The sequence below is a fragment of the Parendozoicomonas callyspongiae genome (assembly GCF_023502345.1).
GTDB lineage: Bacteria > Pseudomonadota > Gammaproteobacteria > Pseudomonadales > Endozoicomonadaceae > Sansalvadorimonas > Sansalvadorimonas callyspongiae.
In genome coordinates, this window is the sequence record NZ_JAMFLX010000016.1 from 26010 (window position 1) to 46242 (window position 20233).

Sequence of the window (20233 nt, forward strand, 5' to 3'; positions counted from 1 at the left end):
AATAAGCGTGGGATAATTTATTTAAATAAAAACGTTGGACAGTCTATGTGCTCTTTAGCCATGTCAGCTTTAGTAGCAGATATGAAGGTTATTGTGCATAGTCACGATGATTGCAATAGCATTCATGCTGCACCAGTGATTCGCTGGATTGAGGTGACCAAATAGTACGAGGCCTATCCGTGATATGAAAATTAATATGAAAAAAATATTTATTACCTTCCTGCTTGCTTTTTGCAATAGTGCATTTGCCGGGTATTCCTGGGTCTATGATTTCCAAATCGTAGAAGCAGGCTTTGATCATCAACCCAATATGCAGGCTGTGGTTTTACCAACAACCCCTGTCGATTGGGGAAGTCGTTGTAGTGGTGCAAGAGCAAGCGGCGAGGCTATCAGAATTTATTTTAATTCTGATGGTAGTTCTGAAAGCCGGTTTTTAAGTGTACTGCTTTCTGCTCAATCCTCAGATAAAAAAGTAGCCCTTCGCCTTGATACAGGAAGATTATCCTGCAGCTCTTATGAAGGCATAAGAGTATACGGTATTAAGGTAGTAAATGATTAAGGGATGAAAATTTCTAGTTACTTAAATAAGTTGATATAACAATGTCAAAAGTCAAGCTGATATCAGTGTTAATCATTGTAGCTGCAGGTGCCGCTACTTATTACTGGCAAACAGGGTCAACAGATAAAGCAGAAGTATCTGTGAGCGAAGCCGTACAAACCTCAGTGGCTGAAACTTCTCCTCAGCCATCTTCATTAGCTTCTTCTGATGATGATCTTGCAAAGGCAGAACCTGTCATCGCAGAGGTAACAGAGCAGCCGGTGAAACAGGAAATCACCGTATCCCCCGAGCAGGCCTTTTACCAGGAACAGTTGGAATCCCTGAAAAAACAACTGGCCGAATTGGAACAGTCCAAAAGTACAGACCAGTTGATTCAGGAAGGCGATGCTTTACTGCGCCAGCTGGAACAGTTGAATGACTCTGTTTCTCAGGAGGAGCCAGCAGAAAACACCCCTGCCCAGCAGGAACTGCACAACCAGATTCAAAGTCTTGAGCAAAGAATCCAGTCTCTGAATTAACAGAACGACTGGTTTCCATTTTCAATTGCTCTTTTGCTTTTCAAAACACCCCTCTCAAAACTCTCATTAGACCAATACACGAATGTTTAAGAAAAAACACCTGTTGGCAGGCGTGAGCATGTTGTTTGCGGCCACAGCCCAAGCAGGTTCGACCCAGTACCAAGTGGGGCAGCTAGGCGATGATTATTATCTCCGTCTGCCCGATAAAGTGGTAATGATCCACGGGGATGTTGCTATCCCACTTTTAATCCAGTCCAAGTATCACTACAAGCTGACCCAGAATGGTGAAGACTGGGATCTTACCCAGATATCCAAGGCCGATTACAAAACCATTCAAGGTTCTATTCAGCCTGCCAGCTATAACCTGCACTATGGCGATTTTGACGGCGATGGCCAGAAAGATATTCTGCTTCAGGGGCAAAACACGTGGCAGGATAGCTTTGTTGTAACACAAACCAAAGGGGCAGGTTCTCTTTCTGTTCTTAATGCTTCCAACAATAATATCTCCGGTAATTCCTCTCTGGTACAGGTGCGGGATATCAACGGCGATGGCAAATCCGATATTCTCTTTAACGGCTTTGCCATGTCGTTCAATGAACAGCAACAGATAGCCAACGTTTCCGCTAACGTAAACAGCAACCTGGTTGGCTCCCTACCCGGTGATTTCAGTGTGGAACAGGGCCGTGCCACTTACTCTATTCCCCTGGATCTCCCTCCCGGTGTTAACGGTCTGAAACCAGATCTGGCTCTCTCTTATCGTGGCCAGATGGGCAGCGGTATTTTAGGTGCAGGCTGGCGCTTGCAGGGCTTGTCCAGCATTTCTCGCTGCAGTGTCACCCTGGAGCAAGATGGCAAGAAGGGCGGCATCAAATATGACAGTAATGATCGTTTCTGTCTTGATGGCAAGCGCCTGAATGCTGTCAGTGGTAACTACGGTGCCAACAACACCGAGTACCGCACTGAGATTGATAACTTCACCAAGGTGGTTTCCTACGGTACTGCCGGTAACGCCCCCCAGTCGTTTAAAGCCTGGACCAAGGGCGGCCATATTATTGAATTTGGTAAAACCGGTGATTCCCGTATAGAAGGTGTGGGCCGCAGTGATGTGCGCACCTGGGTGGTCAATAAGATCAGTGACCGGTCCGGTAATGCCATCACCTTTCAGTATGATGAAAACACCACGACCGGTGAATACAGTCTGAACAATATTGCTTATGCCAATAGCCGGGTAGAGCTGTATTACGACACTCGTCCAGACACCGGAATCAGCTTCTTGGAAGGTGGCGTAATTCAGCGCACCAAACGCCTTTCACAGATGGCAGTGTTTACCAACAACACCAAATCCCGCCGTTATGTTTTGGGTTATCAGCAAAGTGGTTTAACCAAAGCCTCATTGCTCACCTCTGTTCAGCAGTGTGATGGAGGTAGCAACTGCCTGCCTGCTACACAGCTGGGTTGGAGTGCACCGAAAACAACGCTTACAAATCAGCATCAGCAGCTAACTGGTTCCGATAGCTGGAAAACCGGAGATTTCAATGCCGATGGTATTGCTGATCTGATTATGGCGGATGCAAATAATGATTATTATGTTGCTCTGGGTAACAAGACTGGTTTCGAAACCTCCAAAAGGTGGAAAGACCATAGCGGTTATTTGAGAGACCATGAATGGAAAATGGGGGACTTTAACGGAGATGGTAAAACCGACCTGATCGTGGGCAATAATTCCGGCGATTATTATGTATCCCTGTCTACCGGCAGCGGCTTTACTGATAATTCACGTTGGGTCGACCATAGTGAAAACCTCAGTCAGAGTGATTGGAAGCTGGGAGATTTTAATGGTGATGGCAAAACTGACTTTATTTTAGCCGATTCGGGAAATGATTACTGGGTCAGTTTGTCAACAGGATCAGGATTTGCTACTTCGCGTTGGCTTGATCGTAATGGCTCTCAGAGAGGAAATGACTGGGAACTCGGTGATATGAACGGAGACGGCATGACAGATGTTGTCGTATCCAATCAAAATCAAGAATTCTATGTTTCTCTCTCAACCGGCTCTGCTTTTAACGGTTACAATAACTGGCTTTCATTCAATCCACAGCAGTGGTGCCGAACTGGAAGAGTAAGGATTCGTGAGCGAGTCTGTGAACACAGTCATCGGCCTGGCGAAGGTTCAGATTGTTACTGGGATTATGTCTCACGATACCAGACCAGCTGCTCGACAAAGACAGACTGGAAACTCAGTGACTTTAATGGTGATGGAAAAACAGACGTTATCATTGCCGATGTCAATAATGACTACTGGGTAGGTATTTCTTCCGGTGATCGTTTTACAGCTACGGAATGGTTGAACCTGGGCGGCACTCTGTTTGAGCATATCTGGCAATTGGGGGATCTAAATGGGGATAATTTGCCCGACCTGGTTGTTCAGAATGAGAACAATCTCTATCGATCAGCTTTTTCTACCGGAACAGGTTTTGACAATAAGGGAGAATGGCTGAACCTGAATCGCAGTGCGTCTGGGGAGCAGTGGCAGTTAACAGATCTGGATAATGACGGTAAGTCAGATCTGATGGTTATCAACAGCAGCAACGACTATGCCCTCTACCGTACTAACGAAAAAGCCAGCGGCTTCCAGCATTTTCAGACCATCAACCATGGTGGTTACTTGCGGGATCATCGATGGAACATGGCCGACACCAACGGCGATGGCCGTTCCGACCTAATTGTCGCCGACAAGAGCGGCAACTACTGGACAGCCAAGAGCGACACCACTGTCGTCGATCGCCTGATCACTATAACCGATGGTTTAGGCTTAACAACTAATCTGGAGTACAAGCCTCTTACCGACAGTAGCGTTTACACCAAAGGCACTGGTGCCAGTTGGCCGATCAGGGATATCCAGGCACCCATCTATGTGGTGAGTAAAGTCACCCAGGATGATGGCGTTGGTGGCACCCGCGATTTCAGCTACCTCTATGGCGATGCCCGCAGCTCTTTGCGTGGTCGTGGCTTCCAGGGTTTTGGCTGGATTGAAAGCAAAGACCATCTGACTAATATCACCACCCGCCGGGAGTATGAACAGAGTTTCCCTCTGACGGGACGGGTGAAGCGTACGGTTAGCAAACTGGGTAATGCCCAACTGGCTGAAACCACTACCGATTGGGTCAACCGGGTACTGTTCGGCCAGAACAACACCTATAACAAAACCTACTTTGTCTACCAAAATCGTTCGGTGGCCAAAGAGTGGGATATTACCGGCCAGACTCTGGTCAAAACCACCACCAGTGAAAACAAAGCCTGGGACCATAACAACGGTTACAGCAACCTGAAGCAGCAGAAGGTCACCACCCAGCAGCCTGGTGCAGCCGCCTTTACCCAGACTACTGATTACGCTTACTCACAGGAGAACACCGACCAGTGGCTGATCGGCCGACCAACCCAGGTCACCGTCAGCAACACCGCGCCTGATACTCCGAATCAGAGTCGTACAACACAGTTCACTTATGATGCCAATACTGGCCTGGTGACTAACCAGGTGACTGACCCCGGTGACGCCCTGGCTCTGACCACCGCGACCCAGTATGACAGCCGTGGTAATCCCACAACCGTTACCGCCACCGGTGCTGGGGGTGAGTACAACACTAACGGTAATCTGGCCAACCAGAACAGCATCAGCCGAAACTCAACGACTGCCTGGGACAGCCAGGGGCTTTACCCCACACGGGTCACCAACGCCCTGAACCAGGCGACAGCGGTCCAGTACAATCAGCAGTGTGGCGTGGTTAGCCAGTCCACTGACAGCAACGGTCTGACGACGCACTGGGAGTATGATGCCCTTTGCCGTTTGAGCGAAGAGCGTCGCGCTGATGGCAGCCGAACCCAGTACAGCTATGCCTGGGCCTCTGGTGATGAACATGCACCTCTGAGTGCCAAGTATAAGGTGACCGAACAGGTCGATGGCCAGGGTCCGGTGACCACTTACTTTGACCGTAAGCACCGCCCGGTCAGAACCAAGCATCTCGGCTTTGATGGCACCCCGGTTTACACCGATACCCGTTATAACGCCCGTGGTCTGGAGCAAGCGACCAGCCGTCCTTACTTTGTCGGTGATCGCCATTACTGGACCGAGAGGAAATATGACCAGCTGGGCCGTCAGACCCGGGTGATCCGTCCGGCCACCCATGGTCTGGGCGAGAGCGTAACCCAGTTCGGCTACAGCGGACTGACCACCACCAAGACCGATCCTCTGGGCCGTATCACCACCACCCGGCGCGATGCCCTGGAACGTGTGATCCAGGTACAGCAGCCCCTGAGCGCTTTTGTTAATCACAAGTACGATGCCCTCGGCAACCTGGTAGAAACCAATGCCAGTGGTGTGATCACCACCATCGGCTACAACAAGCAAGGCATGCGTACCGCTCTTAATGATCCCAGCAAGGGCACCTGGCAGTACCGCTACAACGCCTTTGGTGAACAGCGCTGGCAGAAAGATGCCAAGGGCCAGATCATCACCGAGCAGTACGACTCTCTGGGCCGACTGGCTTCCCGCAAAGAGAAAGAAGGTAACAGTACCTGGAACTGGGACAGCGCTGCCAACGGTATCGGCCAGCTGGCCAGTGTTTCCGGACCTGATGGTTACAGCCGTAACTACCAGTACGACAATCTGTCCCGCCTGGTAAATACTACCCAGACTGTAGATAACTTGGCGCTTTCCCTGGGTGTAGAGTACGACCAGTACAGCCGTCCGGCGGTAGAGATTCGCCCTGGTAACTTCCGGGTGCAGAATATCTACAACCAATACGGGTATCTGAAAGCAGTGCGCAGCCCGGGCAACCAGGTGAGTGACTATGATCGCAGTCATCTCAACGGTCTGATCGAACAGAGCAAGACCGCCGCCCAGCAGGCGCTGACCAAAGCCACGGAGCTGGTGACCAAGGCCAACCAGTACCAGACGGCACTGGCCAGGTATCAAGCCAATAGCAACAGCAACGACCCACAGTTGCAGCAGATTCTCAGTGATCTGGACAGCGTGGTGCAGCAGATCAACCTGCAGCTGGAGCAGGCTCTGGATATCGCCGACAAGCTGCTGCTGGTTTCCGAAACCCTGTACCGCCAGGCCCAGCTGACCGAAGCCTGGGGCAGCGATGCCAACGCCACAGCTCTACAGATAGCGGACAATGACAGCACCGTCACCTGGTGGGAAGCCAAGTACCGGGATGCGGAAGGCCGACTCAGCGCCTCCCTGATCGGTAACGGTCTGACCAATATTCGTAACTACGACCCGGCCAGTGGCCAGCTGCTCTCCATTGAAAGCGGCCTGTTCTATGGGGATCGCATCCGTCAGCTGGAGTACCAGTATGACAAGATGAACAACATCACCCACCGCTACGACCGCAAACAGGGCCTGACCGAAAGCTTCAGCTTCGACAGCCTGGACCGGCTTACAAGTGCCACCGTCAGCGGCCAGTTCGGCGACCAGCCTTATAGCTCAACCACGGGCTACAGCTACGATGCCAAGGGCAACCTGCTCAATCGCAGTGATAAGGGAGATTACCGTTACGGCAACGTCGGCAGAAGTGAAAACAATGCCGGGCCTTATGCTGTGCTGAGTGTTGGCAGTGAAGATGATTATACCTACGACAAGAACGGTAATATCGTTACCGGCGGTGGCCGGGTTGTCGAGTGGGCCTCTTTCGATCTGCCGACCCGCTTCGAGAAGAATGGCAAGACCGTTGACTTTGCTTATGCACCAAGCCGGGACCGTTACCGCAAGATCACTGGTAGCACCACTACATGGTACCTGGACAAGATATTTGAGCAGGAACAGGCGAGAGAGAACGGCAAGGATATCGTAAGGCAGAAGCACTTTATCTACGCCGATGGTGAGATTCAGGCGATTCAGGTGAAGGAGACCCAGGATGGTGTTGCCAAGGCAGACCAGACTCGTTATCTGCATCGGGATAACCTAGGATCGATTGATACCATCACCAATGCCGTAGGCACCGTTGTTGAACGGATGAGTTATGGACCGTTTGGTAGTCGCCGAGCTGGAGACTGGCGCAGCGAAAGTGTGATAGGTTCACCGATACTGCCAGCGTTTACCAACCGGGGGTATACCGGTCATGAGATGATTGATGAAGTGGGCCTGGTTCATATGAATGGGCGGGTTTATGATCAGGGGATTGGTAGGTTTTTGTCGGCTGATCCTGTGGTACAGGATATCTATGATTCTCAGGCGTTTAACCGGTATGCTTATGTGCGGAATAATCCTTTGAGGTACACTGACCCTAGTGGATTTGCTTGGTATAACGACTGGGAGGATTTCAAGGAAACAGCTAGTAATGCCTGGGATGGTGCTAAAGACTTTTTTAGAGGGAGTAATGTTCACCTGAATAATGATGACCCAGAAGATGTTCAAAAAGATAGAGTTAGAACAGCATTAAGAAATGGTCACGGTATCTATGACTCTACTGGAAGACAGCTCACCCCTCAGGATGCAAGAATTGCTGTTGGCATAGACGGGAGTGGGATTGACACTGTGGCAGCTAATATGCGTTATTTAGATAAATATTCAAAGAAGCGCAGCCACTCTCGACCTGCAAGAAGATATGTTGCTAGGTCATTAAATCAAATGCTAAATAATGGACGGTTTAAAACAACATATACTTCAGAATTAAAAAATAGTCAGAATAATGCTTTGTCAATGACGGGTTCTCAAAACGAGTCAGATATTTCATTTGTTTATGGAATACGAGCTAGTTATAAATCTTACATCAATGGAGTGGGTTTAGAAATTGAAGTTGATTTAGGCTCAAGGAAGATAAACTATTTGAGCGATACTGAGAGTGTTACACAAGGAGGATCTTTCAAGCTATCCACTTCAACATGGAGCTATTCTTTCGGAGTAGCACGAGAAAGAGAGATTGATTCATTTATAGTTGGTGAAGATTCCATTCTTAACAGAATTTCTGGAGCCGAATGGAAATTTGAGGACGGATATTCAGAAGGGGCTGTGACTGTATCAAGAGATGGGCAAACTAAAATAAATTATGGGGTATCCGTATTTGTTGGTTCTGAGGTGAATTTGGACTTTAGTGATGAATAGGTTTGGTATGATTAGAAAAAAATTTGCGTTAGTCTCTTTATTGATGCTTGTGTTGGTTATTTTATTTCAATATTTTGGGATTGAGTATAATATTCCTTTAATTAATTTGTTTATATTAAAAGATGTCATGATGCCTCTTGGTGTAATTGGGGGGATATTGTTTTGGCTGTTGATGCTTGTTGATTTATTTAAACATAGCACCTTGAAAAATAAGGCGTTATGGGGAATATGTTTGTTGATTTTTACATGGCCTGCAGCAATGGTTTACTATTTCGCAGTATATTTAAAAAAGGAATGAAGAACGGTTGTGGGTTGTGTCGCAAAACTTTCAAGAAATGAAAAGTCGCGATTCTCCAGATACAATTATGCCGCCAGGGAGTAGAAATACTCCCACGGCATTATCGATTCAGAATCTGGATATTGGCCTTTTCTCAACATATGAGAAAGTTCAATTCCAGCCAGTGTAGCTTTTGCGGAATTGAAGTTTTTGAACTGCATCATGGGACGGGTTAACCGTTTCACAAACCGGTGATCCTGCTCCACGATATTGTTCAGATATTTGCTCTTGTAGATGATGATCTTCGGGTCATTATCTTTGAGCCTTGAATTGATGGAAACGAGAGCGCAATTGTTGGCTCCGCTCTTATCAATAGCTACTTTCTCCGGCTGGCCATTTTGGCGGATAGCCTTACGGAAGAAGGCTTAAGCCGCTTTTGCATTGCGTTTTTTGGTGAGAAGAAAATCGACAGTATTGCCTTCTTTATCAACAGCGCGGTACAAGTAGTGGTTTTGGCCTTTGACCTTGATATAGGTCTCGTCCATCCTCCACGAGTTCCCTACAGATGGTTTGTTTCTGCGGTGACGAACTTCCAGCTTTGGAGCATATTCCACAAGCCTGTGGTTGATGGTTGAATGATCCGCAGGAACGCCACACTCAGTTTGCAACAGAACCCATTAAACTTGCTGTAAGATCATAGGCGCTTAATATGAATTTTAAATTAAAAAGTATACTCACCATACTGGCAATTTTGATTCCAATGTGGTCACATGCTTCGCAAAGCTGGCATGGCCCTTTCACAATCAAAAAAGTTCAACGGTATTGGGATGGTGGGAATAGAACAACTGTAACTGTAAATGAAAAAATGAAGGTAGGATGCAAGAAAACAGATTCTGATTCAATCGTCACCGTTCCTAGTTCATTTAATTCAAGCGCGTATCATACCACTATATACTCTGGGGCATTGGCAGCTCAGGCACAAGGAATACAAGTGAGGTTGTTTCTTGATTCATATTGTGACCCTAAGTATGGACGCAGTCTTTGGGGTATTGAGATTATTTCAGAGTGACTTCGGATGGCTGTTGGAAAATGGCGGCCGGAAAGCGTCTTCCTTGAAATCTCGAAGAATGAAAAGTTGCAAATTTTGGATCGGATGATGTGAGTTTACAACAAAACCATTTTATTAATAGCGAGTAATATGAAAAATATTTGTTTATGTAAGATTTACTTGGTTCTTCTAGTAATATTTTCTCCCAGTGTTTTTGCTGGTTGGCAGTCAGGAAAAATAACTGGTTATATTCCATACTCTGTAGATAATAAAGAAGTATTGATTTTCAGGATCGTTAACAATGTTGGAGGCGGTTGTAATAATACTACCAGGTTTGCTATTAGTGATGACAATATCAGGTATCAGTCTACTTTTGCCGCAATATTGACGGCCTTCTCATCAAATAAAATGATAAGGGTCAATTATACAGAGAGCTGTAATGCTTGGGGTAATTCATGGGATGCTAACTTTATTTGTGTTGGAGATATTCCTTGCTGACAGCCAAAATATCCAATGAAAAAGTTAGAGTTGATCTTTTAGATAGTAGCAATTGCAACTCGGCCTACAAGGTCTACATAGGCGCTGTTTCAACAAATAGTGGAAAACACTCAAATCACGAAGAAGCTAATTGACTGAGCACTCAAGCACAAAATCTGTACCCCAAAAGATGGCAAAAACTGAGCCTTCCATTTTTACTGCAAACAGCGCCGTCTACATACATTGAAGTACTGTGAAAAAAACTATGAAAATATTTTTAACATCACTTCTGCTTTTGCTTATTTCAACGGCTCACGCTGAGTATATTGTAACTGAAGGCGAAATTATTTCCGTTGCCAATACGAGCAGTAATCAACAAGTATTTACGATTTGGGTCAAAAATGGGCAAGGTGTATGCGGTAATCAATCGATTCACTTTCCTAGAAATGCTGCCGCTTCTTTAGAGATATACCAGCGTGCATATACAACTGCACTTGCTGCTCTATCCGCAGGGTGGAAAATCAGTGTTTACGATTATAATGGAAGTAGTTGTAGAAATGCCTCTTATATTAAAGTTGTTAAATGAATTCATTATGATGTGAATGCTGCACTGGTCCTTATCGCTAATCTTATACAGTTGATCATTTCTTAAAAATATTAAAGGAGTGTTAGTTTGAAAATCCTTATTCTTGTGTTTTTAGGACTGTTCGCATCTATTACGCGTGCAGAATATATAACAGATCAAGCGAAAATTAGTAATATCTTTATCAATAAAGATGATGTTGTGCTTGTTGTATTAGGTGGTGAGGGTTTTAAAAATTCTCAGGCAAGATTTAAATGTGCTGATAAAGCGAAAACATGGGGTCGTTTAGCTAATTCAAAAGGAAACATGCTATCTGCCATATATTTTGCTTCTGCATTAGAAAAAGAAATCCTCTTCCATGTTGATGGTTGTATCGGAAATCGATTCAGAATAAATGAGATTTACATACCGGTAAATTAATTTGGTGCTTTAGATGAAAATGTTCAGTTCTTCCACGGCTAAAATAATCAGTTTTCTGATTAATATAACTTTTCTATTTGCTAGTAGTTCGTCATTCGCGGCAGAGGAATATGTTTCTGGAAATATTTCAAATTTAACTGCAATTGAATCTGGAATCATGATTATGATGGATAAAGGCATGCCTGATAATTGTAAAGGATCTCCTTATGGTTGGATGTTGATAGAAAATGAAAATTCATTTTTAGGAGCCACTGTTTTATCAATATGGCTGAAGGGAAAACGAAGCGGCACAATATACACATCAGGAAGACCGGGTGGAAAAGGTTTTTGCATTGTTAACCAGTTCGATCCAGCCGGTTAATCACTCATTTATCTTTTAATGTAATGAGTATATAAATGAAAAAGTATTTGCTCTTTCTGCTTTTATTTTCCCCATTAGCATTTTCAGGAGACTGGAGCCAGCCTTTGGTTGTCCGTGATGTCTATCAATTAGCAAGCCACTCTCCTTTTGGCGGTGGTGGATACAGTCAGCTATGGGCAACATTCGACAGTGACGTGGTCAGTACTACATGCCCAATTCGAAAATCCCGTGCCGTGTATTACACGAATACGGCAAACACCTGGACTCAAGTTTGGCTTTCTGAACTTTTGGCTGCTCAGGCCCAAGGCAAGAAAGTACAAATCTGGATTGATCGTTGTGGAGGGGGAGAAATTGTGCTGCACGGAGTCAAGGTGATTCGTGACTAAGTTGACTATTAGGAACTCATCCCCGTTGCTAATAATAAGGAACAATAATGAATCGACTTAAATTTTGGCTGCCGGTTATTTTGGTATTTTGTGGGGCTATAGTCTTGTACTGGTATGGCAGTAGAACCCCAAAGCCTGATACTGTGCCTCCTGCTGTTGAACATACGGCTCTATCTTTTGATGATTCTGGCATGGCTCAGTCTCAGGATTCCGTGCAGGCTTCTACGATTCCAGCATCTTCAGTGGTGGCATCTGCAACTCCGGATTCAAATTCTGAGTATGCAGAAATCACCGAATCCCCCGAACAGGCTTTTTATCAGAAGCAGTTGGAATCCCTAAAGGAACAGTTAGCCGCCTTGGAGCGCACAGAAGAGTCAAGTCAATTAATTAAACAAGGTGATGCACTGTTAGCCCAACTGGAGCAAATGGCTGGGGCTGATCTGCAAGTTGGGCCTTCAGAAATCAGTGAGGTAGAAAAATCTCTCCAGAACCAAATTCTGAAACTAGAACAAAGAATTCAATCCATCAATTAACCCTCAAACACTTTTCATATACAGGTTGATTTTCATTTCTCTCTAATCAAGACCAATTCCTTAAACCCATTCAGGCCAATCAATAATGTTGAAGAATAAATTCCTATTGGCAGGAGCAGGCTTGCTATTTGCGGCTACGGCCCAGGCAGGTTCTACCCAGTACCAACTGGGGCAGCTTGGCGAAGATTACTATCTCCGGCTCCCTGATAAAGTTGTTATGATTCACGGGGATGTTGCTATTCCCTTGCTGATTCAATCGAAGCACCACTACAAGTTAAACAAAGCTGGTAACAGCTGGTCCCTTAGTAAAATCACCAAGGCTGATTACAAAGGTATTCAGGGCTCTCTGGCGGCGGCCAACTTTAACCTGCACTTGGGGGATTTTGATGGTGATGGCCAGAAAGATGTCCTGCTTCAGGGCAAGGAAACCTGGCTCGACAGCTTTGTTGTCACCCAGACCAAAGGGGCAGGTTCTCTCTCTGTTCTTAATGGCCCCAATAATAATATCTCCGGTGATTCCTCTCTGGTCCAGGTGCGGGATATCAACGGCGATGGCAAATCCGATATTCTCTTTAACGGCTTTGCCATGTCGTTCAATGAACAGCAACAGATAGCCAACGTTTCCGCTAACGTAAACAGCAACCTGGTTGGTTCCCTACCCGGTGATTTCAGTGTGGAACAGGGCCGTGCCACTTACTCTATTCCCCTGGATCTCCCTCCCGGTGTTAACGGTCTGAAACCAGATCTGGCGCTCTCTTATCGTGGCCAGATGGGCAGCGGTATTTTAGGTGCAGGTTGGCGCTTGCAGGGCTTGTCCAGCATTTCTCGCTGCAGTGTCACCCTGGAGCAAGATGGCAAGAAGGGCGGCATCAAATACAACAGTGATGATCGCTTCTGTCTGGATGGTCAGCGCCTGAATGCTGTGAGCGGTAACTACGGTGCCAACAACACCGAGTACCGCACTGAGATTGATAACTTCACTAAGGTGGTTTCCTACGGCACTGCCGGTAAAGGCCCTCAGTCATTTAAAGCCTGGACCAAGGGCGGCCATGTTATTGAATTTGGTAAAACCGGTGATTCCCGTATAGAAGGTGTGGGCCGCAGTGATGTACGCACCTGGGTGGTGAATAAGATCAGTGATCGCTCCGGTAATGCCATCAACTTTCAGTATGATGAAAACACCACGACCGGTGAATACAGCCTGAACAATATCGCCTATGCCAACAGCAGGGTGGAGCTATATTACGATACCCGTCCGGATACTGGCACCAGTTATATAGACGGTGGGGTGATCCAGCGGACCAAACGTCTGTCACAAATGGCGGTGTTTACCAATAACACGAAATCACGCCGTTATGTTTTGGGTTATCAGCAAAGTGGTTTAACAAAATCCTCCCTGCTGACCTCTGTTCAACAGTGTGATGGTGGTAGCAACTGCTTGCCTGCTACGCAGCTGGGCTGGAGCACACCCAAAACAACACTGACCAATCAACACCAGAAACTCACAGGCTCCGATAGTTGGAAAACCGGTGACTTTAACGCTGATGGTGTTTCTGATTTGATCATGGCGAATGCCACCAATGATTACTACGTTGCCCTGGGTAGTAAAACAGGTTTTGCAAAGCCTATTTTGTGGAAAAATTATGGCGGTAATCTGCGGGATCATGAATGGAAGCTGGGTGATTTTAACGGAGATGGCAAAACAGACCTTATCATTGGCAACAGTGCAGGTGATTATTACGTCTCACTGTCAACAGGTTCTGGCTTTACCAACAACCAACGCTGGTTGGATCACAGTGAAAATCTGAGTCAAAGTGATTGGGGCCTTGGTGACTTTAACGGCGACGGAAAGACTGATTTTATCCTGGCCAGCTACAACAATAATTATCATGTGGCGCTGTCAACAGGTTCAGGCTTTACCAGTAAGAAATGGGTTGACTATGGTGGTCACCAAAAGGATCACGAATGGAAGCTAGGTGATATTAATGGTGATGGCAAGACTGACCTTGTAGTCGCCAATAGTGCCAATGATTACTACGTATCACTCTCAAATGGTTCCGGTTTTACCAGCAATACTCGGTGGGTGGATCATAGTGATAATTTGAGCAAAACTGACTGGACTCTTGCCGATTTCAATGGCGATGGTAAGTCCGACTTGATGATGGTCAGTTACTATAACGACTACTACGTCAATCTTTCCCAGGGCGCTTCGTTTGCCAGTGCTGCAAAATGGAAGGACTACGGTGGCTATAGGCACGATCATAAATGGCAACTCGGCGATTTTAACGGCGATAACTTACCAGACCTTATCGTAGGCGATACTTCCAACCGTTATAGAGTGGCATTTTCAACTGGAAAGGGATTCTCTGACAAAGGCTACTGGACAGACCTTGGTGGCAGCGTTAAAGATCACCAGTTCCTGTTGACCGATTTGGACAATGACAGCAAATCTGATCTGATTGTTGTTAATGGCTCCAATGATTACTACCTCTACCGCACCAACGAAAAAGCCAGTGGCTTCCAGCACCTGCAAACCATCAATCATGGTGGATATCTGCGGGATCATCGTTGGAGCATGGCTGACACCAATGGTGATGGCCGTTCCGACCTGATCGTTGCGGACAAGAGTGGCAACTACAATATCGCTAGAAGCGATACCACTGTCGTTGATCGCCTGATCACCATCACCGATGGCCTGGGATTGAAAACCAGCCTTGAATACAAGCCTCTTACCGACAGCAGCGTTTACACCAAAGGTACTGGAGCCAATTGGCCGATCCGTGATATCCAGGCTCCTATCTATGTTGTGAGTAGAGTCACCCAGGATAATGCTGTGGGTGGCACTCGTGATTTCAGCTATCTCTATGGCAATGCCCGTAGCTCTTTGCGTGGCCGTGGCTTCCAGGGTTTTGGCTGGGTCGAAAGTAAAGATCACCTGACTAGTATCACCACCCGCCGTGAATATGCCCAGAGCTTCCCGCTGACAGGCCGGATGAAGAAGAGTGTCAGCAAGCTGGGTAATATTACCCTGAGTGAAACGGTAACCAACTGGCAAAGCCGTAACCTCTATGGAGGCAAGAGCCGGTTTGTATACCAGACCTCTTCTACTGCCAAAGAGTGGGATATTGGCAACCGCATGCTGGTGAAAACTACAACCAGCGAAAATATGGCCTGGGATAACCACACAGGCTACAGCAATCTGAAAAAACAGAAGGTGACCACCAAAGCGGGCAGCGAGACATTCACCCAAACCACCGATTACACCTACGCTCAGGAAAACACCGGGCAATGGCTGATCGGGCGGCCAACCCGGGTGACTGTGACTAATACTGCGCCTGACACACCTAACCAGAGCCGTACAACCACCTTTACCTATGATGCCAACACTGGCCTGGTGACTAACCAAACAGCTGACCCTGGCGATACACTGGCTGTGAGTACGACCACTCAGCGGGATGGCCGTGGTAACCCCACCCGAGTCACTGCAACGGGAGCCGATGGAAACTATGATGGCAACGGACATCTCACTAACCCGAGCACTCTGAGCCGTAGCAGCGCCACAAGCTGGGATAGTAGAGGTCTTTATCCCACCAAGGTTACCAATGCCCTGAATCAGGCGACCACGGTTCAGTACAACCAGATGTGTGGTGTGGTCAGTCAGTCCACCGACAGCAACGGTCTGACGACTCACTGGCAGTATGATGCTCTCTGTCGTCTGACCGAAGAGCGCCGTGCCGATGGCAGCCGTACCCGGTACAGCTATGCCTGGGCCTCCGGTGATGAACATGCACCTCTGAGCGCTAAGTACAAAGTGACCGAGCAGGCCGATGGCCAGGGTCCGGTCACTACCTACTTTGATCGCAAGCACCGCCCGGTCAGAACCAAACACCTCGGTTTTGATGGCACCCCGGTATATACCGATACCCGCTACAACGCCCGTGGTTTGGAGCAGGCAACCAGTCGTCCTTACTTTGTGGGTGACCGCCACTACTGGATTGAGCGGGAGTATGACCAGCTGGGACGCACCAGCCGGGTGATTCGCCCATCAACCCATGGTCTGGGAGAAAGCATTACTCAGTTCAGCTATGAAGGACTGAACACCTATAAAACCGATCCCATGGGCCGCCGCACCAGTACTGTGCGCGATGCCATGGAACGCATCGTACAGGTACACCAGCCCCTGGGGGCTTTTGTGAATCATAAATACGATGCCCTCGGCAACCTGGTGGAAACCAACGCCAGTGGTGTCATCACCACCATCGGTTACAACAAGCAGGGCATGCGCACGGCTCTGAATGACCCGAGCAAAGGCACCTGGCAGTACCGCTACAATGCCTTCGGTGAACAGCGCTGGCAGAAAGATGCCAAGGGGCAGATTATCACCGAGCAGTACGACCCACTGGGCCGACTAGCTTCCCGTCAGGAACAGGAAGGCAACAGCACCTGGACCTGGGACAGCGCTGCCAACGGTATCGGCCAGCTGGCCAGTGTCTCTGGCCCCGATGGCTACAGCCGTAACTACCAGTACGACAATCTGTCCCGCCTGGTCAATACCACCCAGACTGTAGATAACCTGGCGCTCTCCCTGGGTGTGGAGTACGACCAGTACAGCCGTCCGGCGGTCGAGATTCGCCCTGGTAACTTCCGGGTGCAGAATGTCTACAACCAGTATGGTTACCTGCAGGCAGTGCGTAGCCCTGGGAATCAGATTAGCGACTATGACCGTAGTCATCTCAACAGCTTGATCGCACAGAGCAAGACCGCAGCCCGCCAGGCGCTGACCAAGGCGACAGAACTGGCAGACAAAGCCAACCAGTACCAGACGGCTCTGGCCAAGTACCAACGAGGCAGCTATGCCGATGATCCCCAGCTACAGCAGGTGCTCAATGAACTAAACACTGTCATGGCGCAGCTGAACCTGCAAAGTCAGCAATACCTGATGATTGCAGAAAAGCTGACTCTGGTCTCTGAAACCCTGTACCGTCAGGCTCAGTTGGTTGAAAGTTGGGGTTCTGATCCCAATGCTACGGCCCTGCAAACAGCGGCCAATAACAGCAGCGTAACCTGGTGGGAAGCCAAGTACCGGGATGCGGAAGGACGACTCAGTGCCTCCCTGATTGGTAACGGCCTGACCAATATCCGTAACTACGACCCGGCCAGTGGCCAGCTGCTCTCCATTGAAAGCGGCCTGTTCTATGGGGATCGCATCCGTCAGCTGGAATATCAGTATGACAAGATGAACAACGTCACCCACAGATACGATCGTAAGCAGGGACTGGAAGAACGCTTCAGCTTCGACAGCCTGGACCGGCTCACCAGCGCCACCGTCAGTGGTCAGTTCGGTGACCAGCCCTATAGCTCAACAACGGGCTACAGCTACGATGCCAAGGGCAACCTGCTCAATCGCAGTGACAAGGGTAACTACCGTTACGGCAACACCACCCGCAGCGAAAACAACGCCGGGCCTTACGCGGTTCTGGGAGTGGGTGATGAAGATGATTACACCTACGATGAAAATGGCAATATCGTCACGGGCGGAGGCCGAGTCGTTACCTGGTCATCCTACGACCTGCCGACACGTTTCGAGAAGAACGGCAAGACTGTTGACTTTGCCTATGCGCCGAGTCGGGATCGCTACCGCAAGATCAGTGGTGACACCACCACCTGGTACCTGGATAAAATCTTTGAGCAGGAACAGGCGAGAGAGAACGGCAAGGATGTTGTAAGACAGAAACACTTTATCTATGCAGATGGGAAAATCCAAGCGATTCAAGTTAAGACATCAGAAAATGGAGTGCCAAAATCAGGAGATGAAACCCGCTACCTTCATAGGGATAATCTGGGCTCGATTGATACAATCACCAGTACAACTGGTGAAATCGTAAAACAGACAAGCTATGGACCTTTTGGTGCGCGTCGTGCGGGAGACTGGCGGGCAACAAGTCCAATAGGATTGCCGACTCTGTCAGCGTTAACCAACCGGGGATATACCGGCCATGAGATGATCGACGAAGTTGGTCTGATTCATATGAATGGGCGGGTTTATGATTCGGATATTGGTAGATTCCTTTCTGCTGATCCAATAGTTCAAGATCCGTATGATTCGCAGACTTACAACCGGTATGCTTATGCTCGAAATAATCCGCTGAAATATACAGATCCGAGTGGTTTTTCCTTCTGGGATCGAGCCAGAGATACAGTAAGAAGTATTGGGCGGTCGATTTCTCGCGGAGTGAGGAGTATTGGACGAGCAATTTCTCGTGGTGCAAGGAGTATTGGGCGAGCAATATCTAGAGGAACTCGGTTTGTAGGCGACACAGTAAGGGAGGTAGGCCGTACAATCGCTAACGGTGTTAAAGCAATAGTTGATTTTGCAGGTGATGCCTATGATTCATTTATGGGTACAAATGATATCGCCGATATGTCTGGAAGTACGATTCCTGATCCAACACTATTCCAGCTCATGGAGGCTGTATATGATCCAATGGTTACAGTGGTAGCCGGTTGGAGGAGGATATATACTCCTGAAGAATTAAAACTGTACGGTATATCTCCCAACATGCTCAATGATCCAAATACAGGATTTAAAGCAGGGGTGTTTGTAAAGAATGGTCGGGTGACCGTTGCGTATGCTGGAACAGATTTTAATTTCAGTGACATTAAAGGCCTTTTGAAAGATTTTAAAGCCAACCTTAAGCAAGCTCTCGGAATAAAATCCGATCAATATACACAGGGTGTAGAGCTTGCTGTGAAACTAGAGCGTTTTAATCCAACCTTAGTTGGCCATTCATTAGGAGGTGGAATTGCTAGTGCAGCAGGAGCTGTAACAGGACTTGAAACAGTAACAGTGAATGCAGCTGGTGTTAATAGATATACCCTGGATAGATTTGCTAATGAACGTAAAATCAAAATAGGGAACACATTTAATAATATCCGAGCATATTCCAATAGTGGGGATGTTTTAACAAACCTACAAGAGTTTTCATTGGCCCCTGTTCCTTCATCTATCGGTATAAAGGGTAGTATAGGCTCTGGAGGGCATAGTATAGTGCAGGGTTGTTCAAATGTAGGGGAAGATTGTTCATGGTGATTAGGAAATTAAATATCAAACTTCTTATTGTGTTTTTGTTTTCAACAGCACAATTAGGCTTGGCTATGCCCATCGAAGAAAAGCCTACATATATTCTATCGCCATCAGAGATATTTAAAGAAAAGAAAGTTCGACAGCTTTGTATTGCAGGTGCAAATGGCGATGTGAAACAGGTTAAAAAGCTAATTAGTAATGGGGTTGATGTCAATGCGAGAGGTTATAGAGGTTTGTTTCCTTTATACTGTGCAGCCAAAAGTAAGGAGAAACAAACATTTAAACTCCTATTGGAAAGTGGGGCGAACCCAAACTTAAATTGGAATAGTGGAACTGTAATCCACCTTCTGGCAGAGCAAGGTTCAATAGATCTTATGAAAATTGCAGTTGCTCATGGAGGCAATATTAATTTAGAAGAACCCATAGGGAAAAATACACCAATAGTTTCTGCAAATAGATATTTCCATAGGGAGCTTATAGATTATTTGATAGAAGTTGGGGCTGATCTAAATAAAAAAAATGTTGCAGGTACGCCTCCTCTGTTTTTTTTGGCAATGAATAATCAATGGCCTTCAATATATTTGGCAATTTCCAAGGGTGTTGATCTGCTTGTAATAGAAGATGGCATAAAACCTGTTGGGTTGGATTATTATATTAGACGAAGTGAAAATAGAATGATTAAAGAATCGGACTATTTTAAATATCTTTTGTTAGTTAAAAAAATATATAATGAAAAGGTGAAGGAGCAAAGTATAGAAAAGTAAGATTGCGTGGCATAACTTTTAAGAAAAGAAAAGTCGCAATTTTCCAGATATAACTATATAGCCAGGGAGTAGAAATACTCCCATGGCGTAATTGATTCAGAATCTGGATGTTGGCCTT

13 protein-coding genes and 1 pseudogene are annotated in these 20233 nt (G+C 47.0%); 13 read left to right on the forward strand and 1 reads right to left on the reverse strand.

What is annotated here, in order from left to right; translation table 11 throughout:
• The first annotated feature begins 184 nt into the window (after positions 1 to 184).
• The 4 genes from M3P05_RS12455 (at position 185) to M3P05_RS12470 (ending at position 8480) form a co-directional block, all read left to right on the forward strand.
• Complete coding sequence (locus M3P05_RS12455) at positions 185 to 559, forward strand: hypothetical protein (RefSeq protein WP_249700015.1); 375 nt, start codon at positions 185 to 187, stop codon at positions 557 to 559.
• 140 nt (positions 560 to 699) lie between these two features.
• Positions 700 to 1077, forward strand: coding sequence for a hypothetical protein (locus M3P05_RS12460; protein WP_249700016.1), 378 nt, complete (start codon positions 700 to 702; stop codon positions 1075 to 1077).
• 118 nt (positions 1078 to 1195) lie between these two features.
• A complete protein-coding gene (locus M3P05_RS12465) occupies positions 1196 to 8182 on the forward strand; it encodes an FG-GAP-like repeat-containing protein (RefSeq protein WP_249700017.1) in 6987 nt (2328 codons plus the stop codon).
• Positions 8175 to 8480 (forward strand): hypothetical protein, encoded by a 306-nt coding sequence (locus M3P05_RS12470; protein ID WP_249700019.1) that lies wholly within the window; start codon positions 8175 to 8177, stop codon positions 8478 to 8480. Before M3P05_RS12465 ends, M3P05_RS12470 begins: the two co-directional genes overlap by 8 nt.
• A 65-nt stretch (positions 8481 to 8545) precedes the next feature.
• Here M3P05_RS12470 and M3P05_RS12475 read toward each other — a convergent pair.
• Positions 8546 to 9004: pseudogene (locus M3P05_RS12475) on the reverse strand (IS6 family transposase).
• Between the two features lie 164 nt (positions 9005 to 9168).
• On the opposite strand from M3P05_RS12475, the gene M3P05_RS12480 reads away from it, so the two are divergent.
• From M3P05_RS12480 to M3P05_RS12520, 9 genes are all read left to right on the forward strand, one after another.
• Positions 9169 to 9528: a hypothetical protein gene (locus tag M3P05_RS12480; RefSeq protein ID WP_249700021.1), complete on the forward strand. Its 360-nt coding sequence runs from the start codon at positions 9169 to 9171 to the stop codon at positions 9526 to 9528.
• A gap of 129 nt (positions 9529 to 9657) precedes the next feature.
• Complete coding sequence (locus M3P05_RS12485; RefSeq protein ID WP_249700022.1) at positions 9658 to 10005, forward strand: hypothetical protein; 348 nt, start codon at positions 9658 to 9660, stop codon at positions 10003 to 10005.
• Between the two features lie 244 nt (positions 10006 to 10249).
• A complete protein-coding gene (locus tag M3P05_RS12490) occupies positions 10250 to 10570 on the forward strand; it encodes a DUF5992 family protein (protein ID WP_249700024.1) in 321 nt (106 codons plus the stop codon).
• Between the two features lie 87 nt (positions 10571 to 10657).
• Positions 10658 to 10987, forward strand: a complete 330-nt coding sequence (locus M3P05_RS12495; RefSeq protein ID WP_249700026.1) for a hypothetical protein — start codon at positions 10658 to 10660, stop codon at positions 10985 to 10987.
• Between the two features lie 13 nt (positions 10988 to 11000).
• A complete protein-coding gene (locus M3P05_RS12500) occupies positions 11001 to 11348 on the forward strand; it encodes a hypothetical protein (protein WP_249700028.1) in 348 nt (115 codons plus the stop codon).
• Between the two features lie 35 nt (positions 11349 to 11383).
• Positions 11384 to 11734: a hypothetical protein gene (locus M3P05_RS12505; protein ID WP_249700029.1), complete on the forward strand. Its 351-nt coding sequence runs from the start codon at positions 11384 to 11386 to the stop codon at positions 11732 to 11734.
• Between the two features lie 47 nt (positions 11735 to 11781).
• Positions 11782 to 12267 (forward strand): hypothetical protein, encoded by a 486-nt coding sequence (locus M3P05_RS12510; RefSeq protein WP_249700030.1) that lies wholly within the window; start codon positions 11782 to 11784, stop codon positions 12265 to 12267.
• Between the two features lie 121 nt (positions 12268 to 12388).
• Complete coding sequence (locus M3P05_RS12515) at positions 12389 to 19357, forward strand: FG-GAP-like repeat-containing protein (protein WP_249700031.1); 6969 nt, start codon at positions 12389 to 12391, stop codon at positions 19355 to 19357.
• The gene (locus M3P05_RS12520; RefSeq protein WP_249700032.1) at positions 19351 to 20115 is read left to right on the forward strand and encodes an ankyrin repeat domain-containing protein; all 765 of its coding nucleotides are present in this window, start codon (positions 19351 to 19353) and stop codon (positions 20113 to 20115) included. The genes M3P05_RS12515 and M3P05_RS12520 overlap by 7 nt, the downstream gene beginning before the upstream one ends.
• The last annotated feature ends 118 nt before the right edge of the window (positions 20116 to 20233 follow it).

Coding starts and splice junctions, on each gene's coding strand:
- M3P05_RS12480 (WP_249700021.1), top strand. CDS start 9,169: ATGAATTTTAAATTAAAAAGTATACTCACCATACTGGCAATTTTGATT.
- M3P05_RS12470 (WP_249700019.1), top strand. CDS start 8,175: ATGAATAGGTTTGGTATGATTAGAAAAAAATTTGCGTTAGTCTCTTTA.
- M3P05_RS12465 (WP_249700017.1), top strand. CDS start 1,196: ATGTTGTTTGCGGCCACAGCCCAAGCAGGTTCGACCCAGTACCAAGTG.
- M3P05_RS12505 (WP_249700029.1), top strand. CDS start 11,384: ATGAAAAAGTATTTGCTCTTTCTGCTTTTATTTTCCCCATTAGCATTT.
- M3P05_RS12485 (WP_249700022.1), top strand. CDS start 9,658: ATGAAAAATATTTGTTTATGTAAGATTTACTTGGTTCTTCTAGTAATA.
- M3P05_RS12490 (WP_249700024.1), top strand. CDS start 10,250: ATGAAAATATTTTTAACATCACTTCTGCTTTTGCTTATTTCAACGGCT.
- M3P05_RS12455 (WP_249700015.1), top strand. CDS start 185: ATGAAAATTAATATGAAAAAAATATTTATTACCTTCCTGCTTGCTTTT.
- M3P05_RS12500 (WP_249700028.1), top strand. CDS start 11,001: ATGAAAATGTTCAGTTCTTCCACGGCTAAAATAATCAGTTTTCTGATT.
- M3P05_RS12510 (WP_249700030.1), top strand. CDS start 11,782: ATGAATCGACTTAAATTTTGGCTGCCGGTTATTTTGGTATTTTGTGGG.
- M3P05_RS12520 (WP_249700032.1), top strand. CDS start 19,351: ATGGTGATTAGGAAATTAAATATCAAACTTCTTATTGTGTTTTTGTTT.